Here is an 18,645-nt window from a genome sequence, read left to right as displayed (position 1 = left end):
TACGGTAACCGAGCGACAAACCGGAACTTCCAACAGTCGAAGATACCCTTACATTTGATTCCAGTTTTGCTTTACAAAACTAAGCTTATGCTTTCGAAGTCAGTTTTGCTTCACAAAACTAAGCTTATGCTTTCGAAGTCAGTTTTGCTTCACAAAACTTAAGGAGGTTACACAATGTCCGTGTTAGAGGTGCGGAATTTGCAAAAAAGCTTCGGAGCCGTCAGCGCCGTTGCCGATATCAGCTTCACGGTGGAAGCCGGCGAGGTTTTTACGATTATCGGCCCGAACGGTGCCGGCAAAACGACTACGCTTGAAATGATCGAGGGGCTTCAGACTCCTGATGCAGGCCAAATCGAGTTCGGCGCATTAAATTGGGGTCAGCATAATGACCAAATTAAAATATCCATCGGCGTTCAGCCGCAGTCCAGCGCCTTATTCGACCTACTCACGGTAGAAGAAAATTTAGATTTGTTCGCTACCTTTTATCCGAAATGCAAACCGGCTGCAGAGGTTCTTGAGATGATTAATCTCACTGATCAACGGCACAAACAGGTCAAGAAGCTCTCAGGCGGCCAAAAACAGCGGCTTGCCATCGGGCTCGCGATGATTAACGACCCGGTTATTATTTTTCTGGATGAACCGACCACGGGGCTGGATCCGCAGGCCAGACGAAATATTTGGGACATCGTGCTCAAGCTGAAAGCACTCGGCAAAACGACCATTTTAACAACGCATTACATGGAAGAAGCCGAAAAGCTGAGCGACCGCGTCTGTATCGTTGACCAAGGGAAAATCGTTACGCTGGACACACCGGCTGCCTTGATTGACCGCCTTACGAAGGAACGCGAGGTTAGGCTCACCTTTCTCGACGGTGCGGAGGCCGCAATGGAAACGGAAAAAATTGCGCAGCTCCAGCCCGCAGTCGTCAGAACAAGCCGCGAAGGCGACGCGCTCCAGCTGTGGACGACACAGCCGGAAGAAACCTTGTATGAACTGTTCGGCTTTACCAAGGACCGCGGTTACCGCGTCGAGCAAATTTCCATTCGCGAAATGAGCCTGGAGGACGTATTTATTGCCTTCACCGGAAAGGAGTGGAGGGATTAGATGAACAACGCTAAGCAATTTTCCAAAATGTTCGCCGCACAAATTAAAATGATGATTCGCGAGAAACAGGTTTGGTTTTGGAATATCTTCTTCCCCGTTATCTTGATGGTTTTATTTATGGTTATTTTCGGCGGCGGCTCGAGCGACAGCTTCAAGGCAAAAATTGCCATAGTCGATTCGCAGCCAAATGCAGCCTCGGCGATGCTGCTGGAGCAGCTGCAGCAAATCCCGGTGCTTGAATTCGCGGAAGAGCAGCCGGTTACCAAGGAAGCCGGCAATGAGCTTATTGAAAACCAAGATATCGCCGCTCTCATCATTCTTCCCGAAACGGACAGCTCTACAACCATACAGCTTGTCGTAAACAAAGCCGATGAGCAAAGCGCAACGACCCAAGCCGTCGCGGGCATATTGGATCAATTTATTCAACAGACGAATTGGACGGTGGCCAATGCAGCTCCTACGTACAGCTTAACGAGGACCTCGGTTTCCTCCGGCGCTGAAGATTTGAATTACGCGGACTTCCTGCTTACGGGAATGATTGGTTTATCCGTTGCTCAGGGCGGCCTGTTCGGCATGGTTGGCCTTGTCGAGATGCGACGCAACGGCTTAATGAAGAGGCTGCGCATGACGCCAGCCAAAATGGGGCTATACGGGTTATCGGGCATGCTCGTTAAGCTTATTCTAGGAATCATTCAAATCATTATCCTCACGCTGATTGGCGTTTTCGGCTTTGGCGCTAACCTCCATATCAATGTGCTCACTTTAGTCATCGCCTTCATTGCAGGCGGATTGGTGTTTAACGCAATGGGCTATCTCTTCTCCTCGTTCAGCAAATCAATCGAGGCTTATATGGGGATGTCCAACATTGCCAGTATGCTGATGATGTTTCTAAGCGGCGTTTTCTTCCCGCTTGAAACTCTTCCAACCTGGCTGCAGCCGGTCACCCAAATGCTGCCCCTCACCTATTTCGTCGAAGGCATGCGTGACGGTCTTATCTATAATGCAGGTGTTGCCTCAAGCACATTCTGGATTGGTATAGGGGTTATGGTACTGTGGGGCGTTGTTTCTTTCTTGGTGGGCTCGCAGGTGTACAAAGCGAAATCCGCTTCCGATATTCAGTAACCAGTTTTTGAACCATGAAAAAAACAGCAGGCCGCGATGCTTATTTGAATAAGCATCGGCGGCCTGCCGTTTTTTGAGGCTATTTTCGAAAAGTCTACGCTGTTACACCTTGAATTCCGGATGCAGCAGCTGCGATTTCTCGATTTGAATGGTCGTATGCTCGATCTGAAACTCAGCCGCGATTTGCCCGATCGCTTCCTGAAGCACTCTTTGGCAATCTACGGAATCCTCTACGACGAGGTGGCAGCTTAAGGCATCGAGCCCTGAGGTGATCGTCCATATATGGAGATCATGCACCTCTTTGACTCCCGGAATGCGCAGCAGCATCGCCTCGACTCGGTCCGCGTTCACATTCGCAGGGGTCCCCTCCATCAGAATATGAACGGTTGATTTGATGATTCCCCATGCGCTTTTCAAAATAAGGAGCGCCACGATAACGCTGATGATGGGATCCGCAATGTACCATGAAAATAATGACATCAGTATGCCGGCTATAATTGCTCCCACGGATCCAATTGCATCGCCAATCACATGGAGATAGGCGCTTCGAACGTTTATATTGTCCTTCACATCCGCTTTCCGCATGAGAAACCATGCGCTTGCAAGATTGGCGAGCAGGCCAACTCCGGCTATAATCATCATCGTCCCGCTTGCCACGGTCGGCGGTTCCGCGAATCGTTCGAAGGCCTCTACAATAATAAAGGCTGCAATCACAAACAGCGTAATGCCATTCAGCAGCGCCGCCAAAATCTCGAAGCGGTGAAAGCCGTAGGTACGGCTGGATGATCTCGGGCGCACCGCAAACCACATGGCCGCCAAGCTTAACGCAAGCGCCGCAGTATCGCTAAGCATATGTCCCGAATCGGATAAGAGCGCTAATGAATTAGTTATTAATCCTCCGGCAAACTCCAGCACCATGATGCCCGCCGTAATGACCAAAGCGATCAGCAATCCCGCTTTATTATTCGGTGCATGCGAGTGCCCATGATGGCCATGCGAATGACCATGATGGTGTCCGTGGTGATGACCGCTATGCGAGTGGCCCCCATGGCTATGCTTGCTTTCCTTTGCGGCTGCCGTCTTTACGTCTTCATGCTTATGGTCATGCCTGCTGCCTTCATGCGAATGCCCGCATGCTGCGTCGCCGTGCGCATGCTCATGCGTATGCTGCTCGGTTTCCCCGCCGCCAGCAGCTTTCCGCAAGCTGTGCTCGAATTTGTCATCATAAGGCTTGCTCATACCGTTTCCCCCGCTCTGTTACGACAGACGTTTTTTAGTCTGCTTCTCCATTGGTCATTTCATAACAATTATTTTCCTAAAATAACATATGAACATATGCTCATATGTATTATATGTAAAATATAACCTTGTTGCAACTCCTTTTGCATACTTGCTTATTAATCCGGCAGAGCCATACAAAAAGAGACGCATTTCTGCGCCTCCGCTCTTTTTTCGCTATGATTTAAAACTTCGTATGATTAGCCAACTAGCTGCGCAGCGGCTCAACGGCCTCTGTCAGCTTTTCCTCGAGCTCCGCCGTATAAGCAGCACGCTGCTCTCCGCTCCAGCCGAGACGATCCGCCATTGCGGCAATAACCGCTTCCTTCCACTGCTTCACGTATCCGATCCGGAAGAACAAATCGCCGGTACGGCGAATAAAGAAGTCTACGGGTTTCACCGTCATTTCCGCTTCCAGAGAGTAGCGCAGCTGAACCGCCAGCACCAACGGAAGCTCAAAAGCAGCCGCCCATTCCGCCGTACTCTGCGACAACGAGAAGAGCTGATCGACATTCGAACCATAGTGCTCCGCAAGATAAGCCGACTCTTCCTTCGTAAATCCATAACGAGCGCCTTCGGCTGTTTTTTTCTGCACAAACGGCTCATAACCGCTTGAACCGCCTAGATCACCGCCGGACATCGGAATCGTTTTGGTTTCGCTTTTAGCAAAATGAGCTTGGCTGCCTTCCTGTCCCAGCAGCTCGACGACCTTTTCGACAACCGTCTCCGCCATTTTGCGATAGCCCGTCAGCTTGCCTCCCGCAATAGAGATCAGACCCGATTCCGATACGAATATTTCATCCCGGCGGGATATTTCCGAAGGGGACTTCCCTTCCTGCTGGATAAGGGGACGAAGTCCTGCCCAGCTAGATTCCACATCGGCTTCAGCCAGCTTCAGCTCGGGAAACATGAAATTTACCGCCTTAAGCAGGTAGGTGCGGTCCTCCAGCGTCATGACGGGATTAACCGCATTCCCTTTATAGTTGGTATCGGTCGTACCGAAATAAGTTTTCCCTGCACGGGGAATCGCGAACACCATGCGTCCATCCGGCGTATCAAAGTAAACAGCTTGCCGCAAAGGAAATCTGCTCTTATCAAAAACAAGGTGAACGCCCTTTGTCAGGCGTAGCGTTTTGCCTTTTTTGGAGCCGTCCATTTCGCGGATATCATCTACCCAAGGACCGGTTGCATTAATAATTTTTGTCGCCTTAAGCTCATAGGATTTACCGCTGATAGTGTCTTTAACCAACGCGCCCGTTATTTTATTGTCCTTGCCGTACCGCAGCGTCTCCACCTTCGCATAATTGACCGACAAAGCCCCTGTTTCTACCGCTTTTTTCATCACTTCTATCGTCAGCCGCGCATCGTCCGTGCGGTATTCCACATAATAGCCGCCGCCTTTCAAGCCTTCACGCTTCAAAAGCGGCTCTTTCGCGAGCGTATCGGCTGCGCTGAGCATCATGCGGCGTTCTTTTCTTTTTACTCCTGCCAAGAAATCATATACGCGCAAACCAATCGATGTCGAGAATTTGCCAAAGGTACCGCCTTTATAAAGCGGAAGCAGCATCCATTCCGGCGTCGTCACATGCGGCCCGTTCTCGTATACGATTGCCCGTTCCTTACCAACCTCCGCCACTACGCCAATTTCCAGCTGCTTCAAATAACGCAGGCCGCCGTGAACAAGCTTCGTTGAACGGCTCGATGTCCCCGCCGCAAAATCCTGCATTTCCACCAGCGCAACCTTCATCCCGCGGGCCGCAGCATCAAGCGCGATGCCTGCTCCCGTGATCCCGCCGCCTATAACTAAAACATCGATATGCGATTGCTGCATTTCCGCCAGCACCTGCTCCCGGCTCTGCGCGGCAAAGTTCTCTTTTTTATGGTCGTTCTTCATTCTTGTTTCCTCCCGGTTCTATTGTAGTTAGTGTTCTGCCAGATGCTCCCGGCTACTCACGAATAAATCAATATAAACAAAAAAACCACTCAAACCGCTTCCCTGCCCCTAAAAGGGGTATGGAAGCGGTCTTCGTGGTTTCTCCTGATCTCCAACCGTTATTAACTTGGGGTTAGTATAGCATAATTATTGCGCAAAAGCCATGGCCGCTTTAACCGCGCGATGCCAGCCGGCGTATAAAGCATCACGCTGCCCGTCCTCCATCGCTGGAGTAAACACTTTGTCGACCTGCCTCAGCTCCGCCAGCTCCCGGCGGTTTTTCCAGAAGCCAACCGCAAGCCCGGCCAAATAAGCGGCGCCAAGCGCCGTGGATTCATTGATAACGGGACGTTCTACCGGCACGCCGAGAAGATCGCTTTGGAATTGCATGAGTAAATTATTATTAACCGCTCCGCCGTCCACGGACAGCGACTGCAGAGGCAAGCCTGATTCCTCCTCCATTACGGAGAGGACATCCTTGGTCTGGTAAGCCAATGATTCCAAAACCGCGCGGACAAAATGCGCCTTCGACGTTCCCCGCGTCAAGCCGAATACGGCTCCACGGACATCGCTGTTCCAATAAGGCGTACCTAAGCCAACGAATGCAGGAACGACGTAAACGCCATCCGCCGATTCGACCTGCTCTGCAATCCCTTCCGTTTCGGAAGCCGATTCGATAAGCTCTAAGCCGTCGCGAAGCCATTGAATGGCAGCCCCGGCGACAAATACGCTGCCTTCAAGCGCATACTCGAGCTTGCCGTCTACTTCCCACGCAATCGTTGTAAGCAGTCCTTTCTCGGATACAATCGCTTTAGTGCCTGTATTCATAAGCATAAAACAGCCGGTCCCGTATGTGTTTTTCGTGCTTCCTTCTTCATAAGCATTTTGGCCGAATAACGCCGCCTGCTGATCGCCAGCCGCGCCGGCCACCGGAATGCAGCAGCCAAACAGCTGCTCATCCAGTTGGCCATAAATTTCGGAAGAGGACCGCACCTCCGGCAGCATCGCTTTTGGAACCTGCAATATTTGAAGAAGCTCGTCATCCCAGCGCCGCTCATGGATGTTAAACATTAGCGTTCGGGCCGCATTGGAGACATCCGTTACATGCACCGCCCTGCCCGTTAGGTTCCATATGAGCCAGGTATCAATCGTGCCGAATAACAGTTCGCCTTTCTCGGCGCGTTCGCGCGCCCCCTCGACCTGCTCGAGCAGCCAATTCACCTTCGTGCCTGAAAAATAAGCATCGATCAGCAGACCGGTCTTCTCATGGAAAACCTGCTCATAGCCTTCTTGCTTGAGCCTGTCGCTGATGCCTGCCGTTTGACGGGATTGCCATACGATGGCGTTATATACCGGCTGGCCCGTTTCTTTATCCCAAATCACCGTCGTTTCCCGTTGATTCGTAATACCGATTCCTGCTATTTGATCGGCGGTTATGCCTGTTTTGGCCATAACCTCGGCAATGACTTTTTTGGTCGATTCCCATATAAACAGAGCGTCCGCCTCGACCCATCCCGCATGAGGGTAATGAAGCGGAAGATCCTCGCGTGCCATATTGACGATCGCTCCGCTTCGATCCACGAGCAGCGCCCTTGTGCTTGTTGTTCCTTGGTCAAGCGAAAGCATATAGGTTTCCATTCTTATTCCTCCTTCGTCATTTCATTTCTGCTATACTCCGCGGGCCTCCACAGCTCCTTACGCGATGTCGTTATCGCCGAAGCCCCTGCTTCAAGTGCCTGCTTGACATGCGCCTGTGTCCGGATCAGGCCTCCCGCAATGATCGGAATGCCGCTCCGCTCCTTAACCTCGCTTATAATATCCGGTATAACGCCCGGCAGCACCTCAATGAAATCGGGGCGATTCTTGTCGAGCACCGTGTAGCTTCGCTCTAACGCATCCGAATCGATCAGAAAGAGCCTTTGTATCGCAATAAGTCCATTCTGCTTCGTACGTCCGATCACGCTTGAGCGTGTAGAGATAATGCCTGCGGGACGTATGGATTGGCAAAGAAACTCGGCCGCATATTCATCGTTTTTCAAGCCGTCGATCAGGTCTGCGTGCAGCAGCACCTTTTTCCCATGCTGGTTTGCCAGGTCGACGATATTTTTCAGTTGTCCCAAATGCCCGCCCAGCAGCACCATATATGAAAAAGGGGAGGCAAGAACAGCCTCCACATCCTTCAGCTTATGAACCGCCGGCAGTACATTTTGTCCGTTCAGCAACAATGACAAAGCCTGCCACCTCCGAATCATTCCTACTTACGTTCGTCTTATGTTAGTCCGTATTGCATTACATTACCGCTGCAATGGTTTGCCGCTGCTCTCGCGCTCTTGCAGCCTCGTCGGCAGGACAATCTTCTTCGCGATTTCCCGCTTCGCAGCCAATCGATCCGCCAGAAGCTCGACCGCCGTCTCGCCCATATGCTCCATATGGACCTTTACCGTCGTGAGCGGCGGCTGCAAAAAGGCCGAGATCGCAATATCGTTGTAGCCCACAATCGAAATATCATGCGGTACCCGCAGCTTCGCTTCATGAAGCGCCCGGAGCGCACCGACCGCCATCGAATCATTTTCGATAAAAAATGCCGTTGGCAGTTTTTTTTCGGCTATCGCTTTTTTCATCAGCTTATAGCCTTCTTCGGAATATAAATGATCGCCCGTAAAAATCAGCTCGGCATTGAACAGCCCCTCAGCGGAAAGCCGCTCCGTGAAAACCAGTTCGCGCTCATCGCGTACGCGCTTATTGTTCACGAAGTTATGTCCGCCTACATAGCCGATCGACGTATGTCCGAGTCCAAGGAGGTAATCAATAACTTCCGAAACGGACTTCCGCAAATCGATGACGACCGAATCAAAACGGTTATCGTCAGGAGACGAATCGACGAACACGATATTTTCAAAACCTTCGGGAAAACGGTCCAGGTCCTCCTTCTCGAAGCGTCCGATCGCGATCATGCCGTCAAACGAGTCGCCCGTCCAGTCCTTTCCGACCGATTCTCCCTGTACGTACAGCTTAACCAGATCCATTTGCCGCTGAAAGCATTCCCGCTCGATTCCGAGCCGGATCGCCAAATAATACGGATCAAGCATTTCTTCCTGATCGGAATACCAATTGACGAGCCCAACCCGGTAGCGGTCTTTGACCGCTATGCCGTTACGTTGGCGCAGCGTCTTGTAATTCATATCCTGTGCGATTTCAAATATGCGTTTGCGCGTGTCATCCGCGACCGATATGCCCGGATCATAGTTAAGCACCCTTGATACGGTTGCGATCGACACCTTTGCTTTTTGTGCGATATCTTTAATCGTAGCCATATTCCCGTTCCTTCCTGCTAGCAGCGGCTGCGCTATGCAAGAGCCAAAGCGCAGCTTCAGCGCCCTCGTTACTTTCAATATGCCAGATTTCTTGTTCCATGACAATAGAACGGAAGGGGGTGAGTAAAATTATACTATTTTTTTACTAAAAATAAATAGAATTTTACTCCAGCATTTAAATGAACCCCTATTTCCCCCTAAAAAAAAGCTGCCCTTAGGTGATTAACCTGAAGAGCAGCCTTGCCGGAATCTATTATTCATGCTTTAAATGCTGGAGCGTCAGCAAAAAGATTTGTTCCACATGATCGTCGTCAAGCGAGTAAAATACCGTCTTTCCGACCTTTCTCCGCTTTACGATACGCATGTTCCGCAGCAGCCGCAGCTGATGGGAAACCGCGGATTGGCCCATGGAGAGCACCTCGGTCAGGTCGTGAACGCAGAGCTCCGACTGGACGAGCGCATGAATCATCTTCACCCGCGTCGGATCGCCCAGCGCCTTGAACAGATCTGCCAGCTGGGCAGCGGTTGACTCCGGAATCAATTTGCTTTTTATGTTCTCTATGTTTACCTCCGAGCCTGCGCATGAATCATCGCATGCCGCGGCAACGTGATTATCCATTTTCATCCCACCAACCCTATTTGTCCTAAACCACATTATAACATGTTTTAGCGGAAGGGGGAGAACCTGCTGCGCTGCTTGGCTATGCCGAGCTAGGCCGGATCTGAGTCAGATCTCGGCCAGATCTCAGCTAGAGCAATACTATAGCTCTGCTAGAGTTACAAGTGCTCTGCTAGAGTTATGCTAGAGTTACAAGTGCTCTGCTTGAGTTATGCTAGAGCTTAACAAGAACTATGCTAGAGAGAGCTGGCCGAGCTACGCCAGCTCTATACAAGAGCTACGCTAGAGCTGGCCAGAATTCCCTGCCATGCAAACCGGTAGCTGCCTGAACCGGCTTCTATCGCCAGGCCATCCGCCTTGGCATGTACAGCAATGATTCCCGCTGCCTCCCTGAGCGCGGCGCCGCACTCGGTAACCTCGGATTCCGCCGATGTATCCGGCAGCCGAATATGCGCAGTCGTATTCGGCGGGATGGTCACATCCAGCGTAAAGGCACCGTTATCTGTTTTGCTCCATTTGGAACGGACGGTTCCGTATAAGGTTTCCATGCTGCCTTCGGCCCATGTCAATCCCTCGCCTGGCTGCGGCGCAATGACGATCCGCTTGTAGCCCGGTGCCTCCTCTACCGTTTGAATGCCCGCTGCCGTGCGGTACATCCAGTCGCCAATGGCGCCGTACGCATAGTGATTGAACGAGTTCATATCCTTGCTCCAGAAGCTTCCGTCCTCCTTGATGCCGTCCCAATGCTCCCAAATGGTCGTTGCGCCCTTCGTCACCGGGTAAAGCCAGGACGGGTAGGTCTGCTGCAGCAGCAGTTTATAAGCTGCCTCGTTCTGGCCGTAAGCGCTGAGCACATGGTTTAAATAAGGCGTGCCCACAAAGCCGGTCGTCAGGTGGAAATCATTTTGCTTCAGCAGCTCCGACAGCTTCAAGATGGCCCGTTTCTCGGCAGCCTCATCCAGCAAACCGAACATCAGCGCGAGCACTTGAGCCGTTTGCGTCGGAACGGCAAGCCTTCCCGATGCCGTTACGAATTCCTCGCGGAATGCGGCTACGATCTGATCGTAAAGCTGTTGATATTCCGCCTCGTCCTCTGATTTATTCAGGATCGCCGCCGTCTTCCGGACCAGCGATACCGAGTACGCATAAAAAGCCGTCGCAATGAAATCGCGGTCCGTTGCGCCTACGTAATCGCCGGATTTGGCATCGAGCCCCAGCCAGTCGCCAAAGTGAAAGCCCGTATTCCACAAAAACTCGTTTTCTCCCTGCTGCCGAATATACGAAACCCATGCCGTCATACTGTCATATTGCTGTTCCAAAATCCGTTTGTCCCCATAACAAACATAAAGGGTCCAAGGACAAATAACCGCCGCGTCGCCCCAAGCCGCCGAGGAGTGCTCCTGTCCTTTCAATACATCCGGAACAACGAAGGGAATGCTGCCATCCTCGCCTTGATCCGACTCCAAATCGCGCAGCCACTTGGTGAAAAAGGGGGCAACGTTCGTTAAATAAGCAGCCGTCTGAATGAACATTTGCGCGTCGCCCGTCCAGCCCAGACGCTCATCCCGCTGCGGGCAATCAGTCGGCACGTCGAGGAAGTTACCCTTTAAGCCCCATTTGATATTGTGCTGAAGCTGGTTGACGAGCGGCTCCGAGCATGCAAAATGTCCGGTTTCCTCCATATCCGAATGCAGCACGACGCCTGTAAAATCCTCCAGCTCCAGTTCCTCCGGGAACCCTAGCAGCTGCACGTAACGGAAGCCTTGGAAGGTAAACCGCGGTTCGAATGTTTCACGTTCTCCGCCCTTCAATACGTAGCGTATACTCTGCTTCGCCGCCCGCAAATTTTCGGTGTAGAAATTGCCCTCATTATCCAGAACCTCGGCGTGCAGCAGCGTTACCTCCGTACCTGCCGATCCCTGTACCTCGAATTGAACCCAGCCGACCATGTTTTGGCCAAAATCAAGCACACGCTCCCCCTTCGGAGTGGTGAATAGGGCAATCGGCTTTATGCGCTCCTGCTTGCGCACGGGCTCATTGATCTGCGGCCTCAGCATCTCCTTCCCGTGCTCGATCACAACGGCAGGCTGCCAGCCTTCCCCGTTCTCTTCATCATAAGCGGCCGTACTCCAGCCCTTCCGCTCAAGGCGCGCATCGTAGGTTTCTCCGTGATAAATCTCCGAAAGCTGAACCGGACTGACGGCCGCCGACCAGCTGTCATCCGAAACGATCAGCTCCTCCGTGCCGTCGGTATAGATGATCCGAAGCTGCAGCAGCAGCGCTAATTGATTGCCATATAAGCAGCGCTGATTGCTCCAAGCCAAATCCCCTTTGTACCATCCATTGCCAAGCCAAGCACCTACCGCGTTTTCTCCTGCCTTTAGCAGCGCTGTCACATCATACGTCTGCGTCTGCAAAGTATGGTTGTAACTCGTCCAGCCGGGCGTGAAATAGCTGTCGCCCACCCGCCGTCCATTAAGCTCCAGCTCATATAGCCCCAGTGCCGTCGCATACAGCCGCGCTTCTTTCACCGTGCCTGCAAGCTTGAAGCTTTTTCTTAGCAGCGGAGAGGGCTCGGCTTCGACAGGCAGCAGTGCAAGCGGCGCGGCAATCCATTCCGCCGACCATTCTTCCGGGCTGAGCACTCCCATTTCACAAAAGGCCGTCTCCGACCACGGTGACTGCTCCCCCTTTTGATTCCAAGCCCGAACGCGGTAGTAATAACGCTTACATGATTCCGCAAGAAAGGCCTCCAGCTCCACAAGCACCGATTGATCGGAATCCGTCCGTCCTGATTGCCAAATGACGGAAGCAAATTCCGCATCGCCGGCAATCTCGATTTCATAGGCGGTCTGGCTTACCCCGCGCTCGCCCGATTGCAGTCTCCAACTGATCCTTGGTCTTGCTACACCGATTCCTATCGGATTTTCCTGATACTCGCAGCGCAGCCCTGTAATCTCGAACATGCTCTATTCCTCCTATAGTTCGTTTATGCTCTTTCACTTTATTGCTTCCAGCTTGTGCCCGCGTGATATTTCGAGTGTTCGCCTTCCTTGCCGCATGCCTTTCCTCTATAATTATAAGAAAGCTGATTTTATTATTTACTGGCAAAATGGACAAAAGCATGAGGCAATCCGGACATTTTCGCAGGTAACAGAAAATTTTCCCATAGGGAGTGCGCAGCATGAACCATCCCGTCGAAACGTACCGCGGCGAGCACTTTTTTCAAAAGAACCAGCTGCTGTATATCAATCGCGCCGTCGAAAGCATTATGAGTCCCTATCATGACCACGATTTTCTCGAATGCGTGTATATTGCGGAAGGAACGGGATATCATCACATCGGGGATCAAGTGCATAAGGTGAATAAAGGGCAGGTATTTTTTATTCCCATCGGTATTTCGCATGTGTTCCGACCGCTTTCCGTAAGCAAAAAGAGCAGCCCTTTGAGCGTGCTCAACTGCGTCTTTTCTCCGCTGCTGCTGCATAAGCTTAGTGCATTCGCTTCGGATTACCGTATCGTGCAGCTTATGAACGATATGGAGAACGGGCATTGCGCCTATTATTCCTGCATGGATACGAATGATGAATTCGAGAAGCTGTTCCGGGCGATGCACCGCGAATATGAGCTCCCGCGGACCGGCTCATCGGATTATCTGCATTCCCTGCTGCTGCAGCTGCTCGTTACGCTTCAGCGCTCGATGGAGCATGGCAGCCCGGCACAGGCTGCGCCGCAGACGGCTTTCCATATGCTGCTGAACGACCTCGAGCAGCATTACGATCAGGAGCTGACGCTTGCTAAGCTCGCTGAGGCAAGCGGCTGGAGCGAGCGCCATCTGCAGCGTCTCTTTCTGCAGCATACGAAGCAAAGCTTTTACCGCTACCTGCAAAATGTACGCATTCAAAAAAGCCAAGAGCTGCTTCGCGGCTCTTCGCTCAAAATCAGCGCCATCGCCGAGATGGTCGGCTATAAGGACATTCATTCTTTTAACGCCTTATTCAAAAGATGCACGGGCATGACGCCCAGCGTTTACCGCAAGGAAACAAGGCTTGCCGGCATGCTGATTTGATAGGAGGTTCTATGCCAACATGTTTACGCTGAAAGAAAAGCTTTATCTGCTCCAATTGCTTAAGCAGCAAAACCGGAAGCGGATATTCGGGTTCGGCAAAAAAGACCCGTCACATGACCGTCTCGTAGAAAAGCTGGAGCAAATGGTACGCAATGAACAGGTTAACCGCGAACAATTATAATAGACTGCCTATTTTCGCAACTAGACACCGTCAGTCACAGGAGGATTTATGACAGGAAAGACCCATTTGGCCATTGGAGCCGCCGTCGGCGCTGCCGCTTCCGTTTATTATCCCTTTACCTTGGAGAACGCCGCCATATACATTGCGGTAGCAGGCTTCTCCGCCTTAAGCGCCGATCTCGACGGTCCCAGCATGCTGAGCGCCAAGCTAAGCAAGATTTCCAGACTTATCCGCGAGCTTACGCTCTGGTCCGGCTTCCTGCTTGCAGGCATCATTTGCTATTATTTTTTCACCGACCGCACGCCGTCCCCTTTGTACATCGGCGTTGCCGCTGCCGTCTTCCTGCTGGGCCTGGTCGCCAAACAAGGCGTCATTCGAAATGTGCTTGCCAGCGCCGTCGGCGTTATCGTCATGTATGCCGGGTATTCCTACCAGATGAACTGGCTTATCGGCTTCGGGCTGTTTGCCGCTTGGGTGCCATGGCTGAAGCATCGCGGCATGACCCATACGGTATGGGCTGTTCCGATTTGGGGAGCAATCGGCTGGGGGCTGGAAAACCAGCTTCAGCTCGAAGGGATCGCAATCGTTGCCATGCTCGGTTATTTATCCCATCTCGTAGCGGATACCCTTACGCCGAGCGGCGTGAAATGGCTTTATCCGCTGACGAAAAAATCGTTTAAAATCCGGCTGTAAGCGGAGCTATCAGACCGCATAGCAATTAGGCGCAAGCGTGAGACTAGACGGTCTCTGCTTGCGCCTTTTTTGGTCCTGCGACCGTTAACTAAATGCCGAAGGCGGATACCGATGCTTCGTCGCCTGCTCGTATCCGTACGCAAGCTTAATTAGCGTCGGCTCACTGAAGGCGGTGCCGATAAAGGAAATCCCCAGCGGTCCCCTGGTTGTATAACCGCCCGGAGACGTGATCCCCTGCTCTGCATAGCCACCGGGAACCGTGATGACAGGATAGCCAGCCCTTGCGGCAAGATCATCGCCGCCCTCGTTGCCGAGGAAAAGGAGCGCGTCCAATCGATGCAACTCCAAAGCAACGTCAATGCCATGCAATCCGGCCAGCTCTTTATTTCTGCGCAGGCTGTCCGTGTATTCCGGCTCCATCAGCGTTCCGCTCGTCTCCTCTGACCAAACCAGTGTGCCTTGACCGTATTTCAAAGCGGCTTCAGCATGCCTTTCATTGAAGGCAATCAGCTCCTGCAGCGAATGAACGGGTACCGATTCATCCAGCTTTGCCAAATAATCATTCAGGTATTTTTTGAATTCATACCGCAGCACAAGCCAGTCCCAATCCACCTGCTCGCACGGCAGTTCCACCGGATCAATAATAGCGGCGCCTAATTTCTTCAAGTCCGCTATAGCGCGTTCGATAACCGCTAACCGCTCCTCGTCTAAATCTTTATAATAAAAGCGCGGAATCCCGATTCGGGCTTGCTTCAAATCGCTTGCATCCAAGAAAGGTGTGTAGTCTCGGTGCGCTTGCTTCTCCCCCGCCGCAGTTGCTTCGTCCCGCTCATCCGCTCCTGCTATCGCTCCAAGGAGAATGGCTGCGTCCGTTACCGTTCTCGCCATTGGCCCAGCCGTGTCTTGACTGTTCGTAATCGGGATAATGCCCGCTCGGCTGACTAACCCCATCGTAGGCTTGATGCCCACCAGCGCTGTCTGGCTTGCCGGGCTGATAATCGAGCCGGAGGTTTCCGTTCCGATTGCGGCCGCCCCCAGATTAGCAGCAACCGCTGCAGCTGAACCTGAACTTGAACCGCCGATGAACAGCTCTCCCGGTCCGTAAGGATTGAGCGTCAGCCCCCCTCTGGAGCTGTATCCCGCCCACATCGACCCAGACATAAAGTTTGCCCACTCGGTCATATTGGTTTTCCCAAGTATTACGGCTCCAGCGGCACGCAGCCTGGCAGCCACGGTAGAATCTTCCGCAGCGTATGAGTTGGCCAGCGCCAACGAGCCTGCGCTAGTGTGGAGCTTATCCCCCGTATCGATATTATCCTTGAGCATAATCGGAATGCCATGCAATCTCCCTCGGCTTCCGGTCTCGCCCCGTTCCTTATCCAGAGCCTTTGCGATCTCCATCGCTTCCGGATTGATTTCCAGTAGGGAACAAAGCAGCGGGTCATGGCTGCCGATTCTCTCCAAGTACAGCGCGACCAGTTCTTCCGAGGTCAGCCACCCCTCCTCCATAGCGGCCTGCATGCCCGGAATGTCTGCTTCAATTATCCATTTTTTCTTATTTATATTCATTAATTGTCCCCCCGTCCTGCCTCGTTCTCTTCCCATCCTATCCCGTGCGGGGAGACCTGTCACTGTAATGAATAAGTATAGCCAAACTTTCCAGGCTGGCTCCATCGGCGCTTCGCTTGTTTATCCGACATTTCAATTAATGGGGAAAAAGCCATAATTCGATCACTCAACAGTATTGGCCTGCAACAGCTCGTCCCATTTCAATTAGAATGTCGCGAGAGGGGTCGAACGGATTGGCGACTTATTGGCCCAATCCGCTCGGAACTACCGTTAGAACCTCTCTGATACAACCTTTGCTTGCGTGAAGAGCAGCAAGTAATCGCGTCCGCCTGCTTTCGAATCCGTGCCCGACATATTAAAGCCGCCAAAAGGATGGACGCCGACCAAAGCGCCCGTGCACTTCCGGTTCAAATATAGATTACCCACATGGAATTGCTCGCGTGCCTGCTCCAACCGGCTGCGGTTCCGTGAGATGACCGCGCCCGTTAAGCCGTATTCCGTATTGTTCGCGATATCAAGCGCCGCATCGAAGTTGTCGGCCTTGATAAAGGCTAATACGGGACCGAATATTTCCTCCTGGGAAATGCGCGCGTAAGGGGCCACATCCCTGACAATCGTCGGCTCAATAAAATAACCGCTGCTGTCCCCGATTGTCCCTCCATGCACGATTACGCCTTCGCTGCGCCCAACCTCGATATATTTTAAAATACTCATATAGGCGCGTTCATCAATGACCGGCCCCACATCGGTGCTTTGCTCGTTCGCCTTTCCAAGCTTAAGCTGCTTCGTTCTTTCCACAACTTTCTCGATAACCTCTTCATAGACAAGCTCATGCACCACTGCCCGCGAGCAGGCGGAGCATTTCTGGCCGGCATAACCGAAGGCCGAAGCCGTAATCGCATCCGCGGCAAGATCAAGATCCGCATCCTCATCTACGATTATCGTATCCTTGCCGCCCATTTCCGCTACGATCCGTTTGATCCACCTCTGATCCTGCTGGCTGATGGATGCCTTCTCGTTAATGCGCAAACCGATCTCCCGGGAGCCCGTAAAGCAGATAAAACGGGTTAACGGATGCTCCACCAGAAAATCGCCCACCTCGCTGCCCGCTCCCGGCAGGAAGTTCACGACGCCGTCCGGCAGTCCCGCAGCTTCCAGCAGCTCGATGAACTTGGCTGCAATGACGGCGGTAGCGCTGGCAGGCTTCAACACCACGGTATTGCCGGCAACAACGGCCGCCATCGTCATGCCCGCAAGGATAGCAAGCGGAAAGTTCCAGGGCGGGATAATGACGCCCACTCCGAGCGGAATATAGACAAGCTCATTATCTTCGCCGGTTAACGGCACGAGCGGCTGGCGCTCCGACAGCCGCTCCATTTCCCGACCGTAAAATTCCAGAAAATCGATCGCTTCGGCCGTATCCCCGTCCGCCTCGGCCCAGCTTTTGCCCGCTTCGTACACGAGCCATGCAGAGAATTCATGCTTGCGCCGTCTCAGCAAAGCTGCCGCCTTGTATAACACCCTGGCTCTGGCCGGAGGCGCTACTTTCTTCCAGTCCTCAAAAGCAGCAGCAGCCGCGAGCATGGCCTTATGCGCGAAATTCGTGTCTGCTTGAGAGACAATCCCCACGATCTGCTTCACGTTGGAAGGATTAATCGATTTGCGCTTTTGTATCGTTTCGATTCGGTCAACCCCAATCTTCAGCATATACTCGCGGCCCAGCTCCAGCTCCACCTTGCGAAGCGCCTCCTGGAAATCGTTGATATTGTCGGTTACGTTGAAATCGGTAAAAGGTTCGTTCTGAAATGGCTCCCTCATAGGCTTATCCCTCCTATCCATCCGTATCGATTCATCTTCTACAATATCTGCTCGCCAAGCAGCGAACCGATCAGCTCTACCGCCAGCTTTGCCGTCTGATCATTATGGTCGAGGCTTGGATTGACTTCCACGAACTCCGCCGAGGTAACAATATCCGATTGGAACAACAGCTCCAGCGCAAGATGGGCTTCGCGATAGCTGAGACCGCCCCGGACAGGCGTCCCCGTGCCCGGCGCTTCAAGCGGATCAAGGCTGTCGATATCGAAGCTGACATGCACGCCGTCCGTCGTGTGTTTCATCTGTCTCATCACTTTCTCCATCACGCGCGCAATGCCCAGCCGGTCGATGTCATGCATCGTATAACAAGTAATGCCCAGCGATCGAATATATGCCTTTTCGCCGGAATCGAGCGATCTCGCGCCAACAATCGCGACATGCTCCGGTCTTATTTTGGGCAGGATGCCTCTCAGGCTCGTTAACAGCTTGATCCCCCGCCCAAGGCTGATGCCAAGCGACATGCCATGGATATTGCCGGAAGGACTGGTGTCCTCCGTATTCAAATCGGAATGGGCATCAAACCAAATGACCCCCAAGTTCGAATAATGCTCCGCCAGTCCCGCAATCGTTCCGATCGAGATGCTGTGATCGCCGCCAAGAACCAACGGGAATGCGCCCTCGTCGACGATTTCCGATATGCGGTCCGCCAGCCTGCTGCTCATGTCAAGCACCTCAGACAAATGTTTGGCATTCACAGACTTAAGCGGCGGCAACGGCGAGGCCTGACTGATTTCTCCGGCCAGCCGGTATGGAATATTCAACTCCGCCAGTTTACCGGCCAGCGCAGCCGCATGCAGAATATGCGCTGGACCAAGCTCCGCGCCGGGTGTGCCCGCACCTTTTCCAAAAGGAACCGCAACGATCGCAACCTCTTGAATGGCCATAGCC

The 18,645-nt window shown here is 52.6% G+C and carries 15 protein-coding genes; 5 read left to right on the top strand and 10 right to left on the bottom strand.

The window, feature by feature from the left end; all coding sequences use genetic code 11:
- The first annotated feature begins 174 nt into the window (after window positions 1-174).
- A complete protein-coding gene (locus tag MRBLPE1_RS12580; RefSeq protein WP_364145732.1) occupies window positions 175-1,104 on the top strand; it encodes an ABC transporter ATP-binding protein in 930 nt (309 codons plus the stop codon).
- Window positions 1,105-2,226: an ABC transporter permease gene (locus tag MRBLPE1_RS12575; protein WP_364145730.1), complete on the top strand. Its 1,122-nt coding sequence runs from the start codon at window positions 1,105-1,107 to the stop codon at window positions 2,224-2,226.
- A 102-nt stretch (window positions 2,227-2,328) separates the two neighbouring features.
- On the opposite strand, the gene MRBLPE1_RS12570 is transcribed toward MRBLPE1_RS12575, so the two are convergent.
- From MRBLPE1_RS12570 to MRBLPE1_RS12540, 7 genes are all read right to left on the bottom strand, one after another.
- Entirely contained in the window at window positions 2,329-3,465 is a 1,137-nt protein-coding gene (locus MRBLPE1_RS12570; RefSeq protein ID WP_364145728.1) for a cation diffusion facilitator family transporter, read from the bottom strand.
- Between the two features lie 247 nt (window positions 3,466-3,712).
- Complete coding sequence (locus MRBLPE1_RS12565) at window positions 3,713-5,398, bottom strand: glycerol-3-phosphate dehydrogenase/oxidase (RefSeq protein ID WP_364145726.1); 1,686 nt, start codon at window positions 5,396-5,398, stop codon at window positions 3,713-3,715.
- 186 nt (window positions 5,399-5,584) lie between these two features.
- Entirely contained in the window at window positions 5,585-7,075 is a 1,491-nt protein-coding gene (gene glpK / locus MRBLPE1_RS12560; protein WP_364145725.1) for a glycerol kinase GlpK, read from the bottom strand.
- A 2-nt stretch (window positions 7,076-7,077) separates the two neighbouring features.
- On the bottom strand, window positions 7,078-7,662 hold the full coding sequence (locus MRBLPE1_RS12555; protein ID WP_364147252.1) for a glycerol-3-phosphate responsive antiterminator: 585 nt from the start codon (window positions 7,660-7,662) through the stop codon (window positions 7,078-7,080).
- A gap of 69 nt (window positions 7,663-7,731) precedes the next feature.
- Window positions 7,732-8,751: a LacI family DNA-binding transcriptional regulator gene (locus MRBLPE1_RS12550; RefSeq protein ID WP_364145723.1), complete on the bottom strand. Its 1,020-nt coding sequence runs from the start codon at window positions 8,749-8,751 to the stop codon at window positions 7,732-7,734.
- 253 nt (window positions 8,752-9,004) lie between these two features.
- A complete protein-coding gene (locus tag MRBLPE1_RS12545) occupies window positions 9,005-9,370 on the bottom strand; it encodes an ArsR/SmtB family transcription factor (protein WP_364145722.1) in 366 nt (121 codons plus the stop codon).
- 266 nt (window positions 9,371-9,636) lie between these two features.
- On the bottom strand, window positions 9,637-12,336 hold the full coding sequence (locus MRBLPE1_RS12540) for a glycoside hydrolase family 78 protein (RefSeq protein WP_364145720.1): 2,700 nt from the start codon (window positions 12,334-12,336) through the stop codon (window positions 9,637-9,639).
- A gap of 218 nt (window positions 12,337-12,554) precedes the next feature.
- Here MRBLPE1_RS12540 and MRBLPE1_RS12535 point away from each other — a divergent pair, with 218 nt between their 5' ends.
- The 3 genes from MRBLPE1_RS12535 to MRBLPE1_RS12525 are packed head-to-tail and all read left to right on the top strand — an operon-like array spanning window position 12,555 to window position 14,313.
- On the top strand, window positions 12,555-13,439 hold the full coding sequence (locus tag MRBLPE1_RS12535; RefSeq protein ID WP_364145718.1) for an AraC family transcriptional regulator: 885 nt from the start codon (window positions 12,555-12,557) through the stop codon (window positions 13,437-13,439).
- Between the two features lie 19 nt (window positions 13,440-13,458).
- Window positions 13,459-13,620 (top strand): hypothetical protein, encoded by a 162-nt coding sequence (locus MRBLPE1_RS12530; protein ID WP_364145716.1) that lies wholly within the window; start codon window positions 13,459-13,461, stop codon window positions 13,618-13,620.
- Window positions 13,621-13,668: 48 nt separating this feature from the next.
- Complete coding sequence (locus MRBLPE1_RS12525; protein WP_364145714.1) at window positions 13,669-14,313, top strand: metal-dependent hydrolase; 645 nt, start codon at window positions 13,669-13,671, stop codon at window positions 14,311-14,313.
- An 84-nt stretch (window positions 14,314-14,397) separates the two neighbouring features.
- Here MRBLPE1_RS12525 and MRBLPE1_RS12520 read toward each other — a convergent pair whose 3' ends face one another.
- From MRBLPE1_RS12520 to rocF, 3 genes are all read right to left on the bottom strand, one after another.
- Window positions 14,398-15,882 carry an amidase family protein gene (locus tag MRBLPE1_RS12520; RefSeq protein ID WP_364145712.1) on the bottom strand — a complete coding sequence of 495 codons (1,485 nt, stop codon included), beginning with the start codon at window positions 15,880-15,882 and terminating at the stop codon, window positions 14,398-14,400.
- Window positions 15,883-16,152: 270 nt separating this feature from the next.
- Entirely contained in the window at window positions 16,153-17,700 is a 1,548-nt protein-coding gene (gene pruA / locus MRBLPE1_RS12515) for an L-glutamate gamma-semialdehyde dehydrogenase (protein ID WP_364145711.1), read from the bottom strand.
- A 38-nt stretch (window positions 17,701-17,738) separates the two neighbouring features.
- Window positions 17,739-18,641, bottom strand: a complete 903-nt coding sequence (gene rocF, locus MRBLPE1_RS12510; protein ID WP_364145709.1) for an arginase — start codon at window positions 18,639-18,641, stop codon at window positions 17,739-17,741.
- Window positions 18,642-18,645: the final 4 nt, after the last annotated feature.

Source organism: Paenibacillus sp. LPE1-1-1.1 (assembly GCF_040676435.1).
GTDB lineage: Bacteria > Bacillota > Bacilli > Paenibacillales > Paenibacillaceae > Pristimantibacillus.
This window is presented reverse-complemented; position numbering and strand designations above follow the sequence as displayed.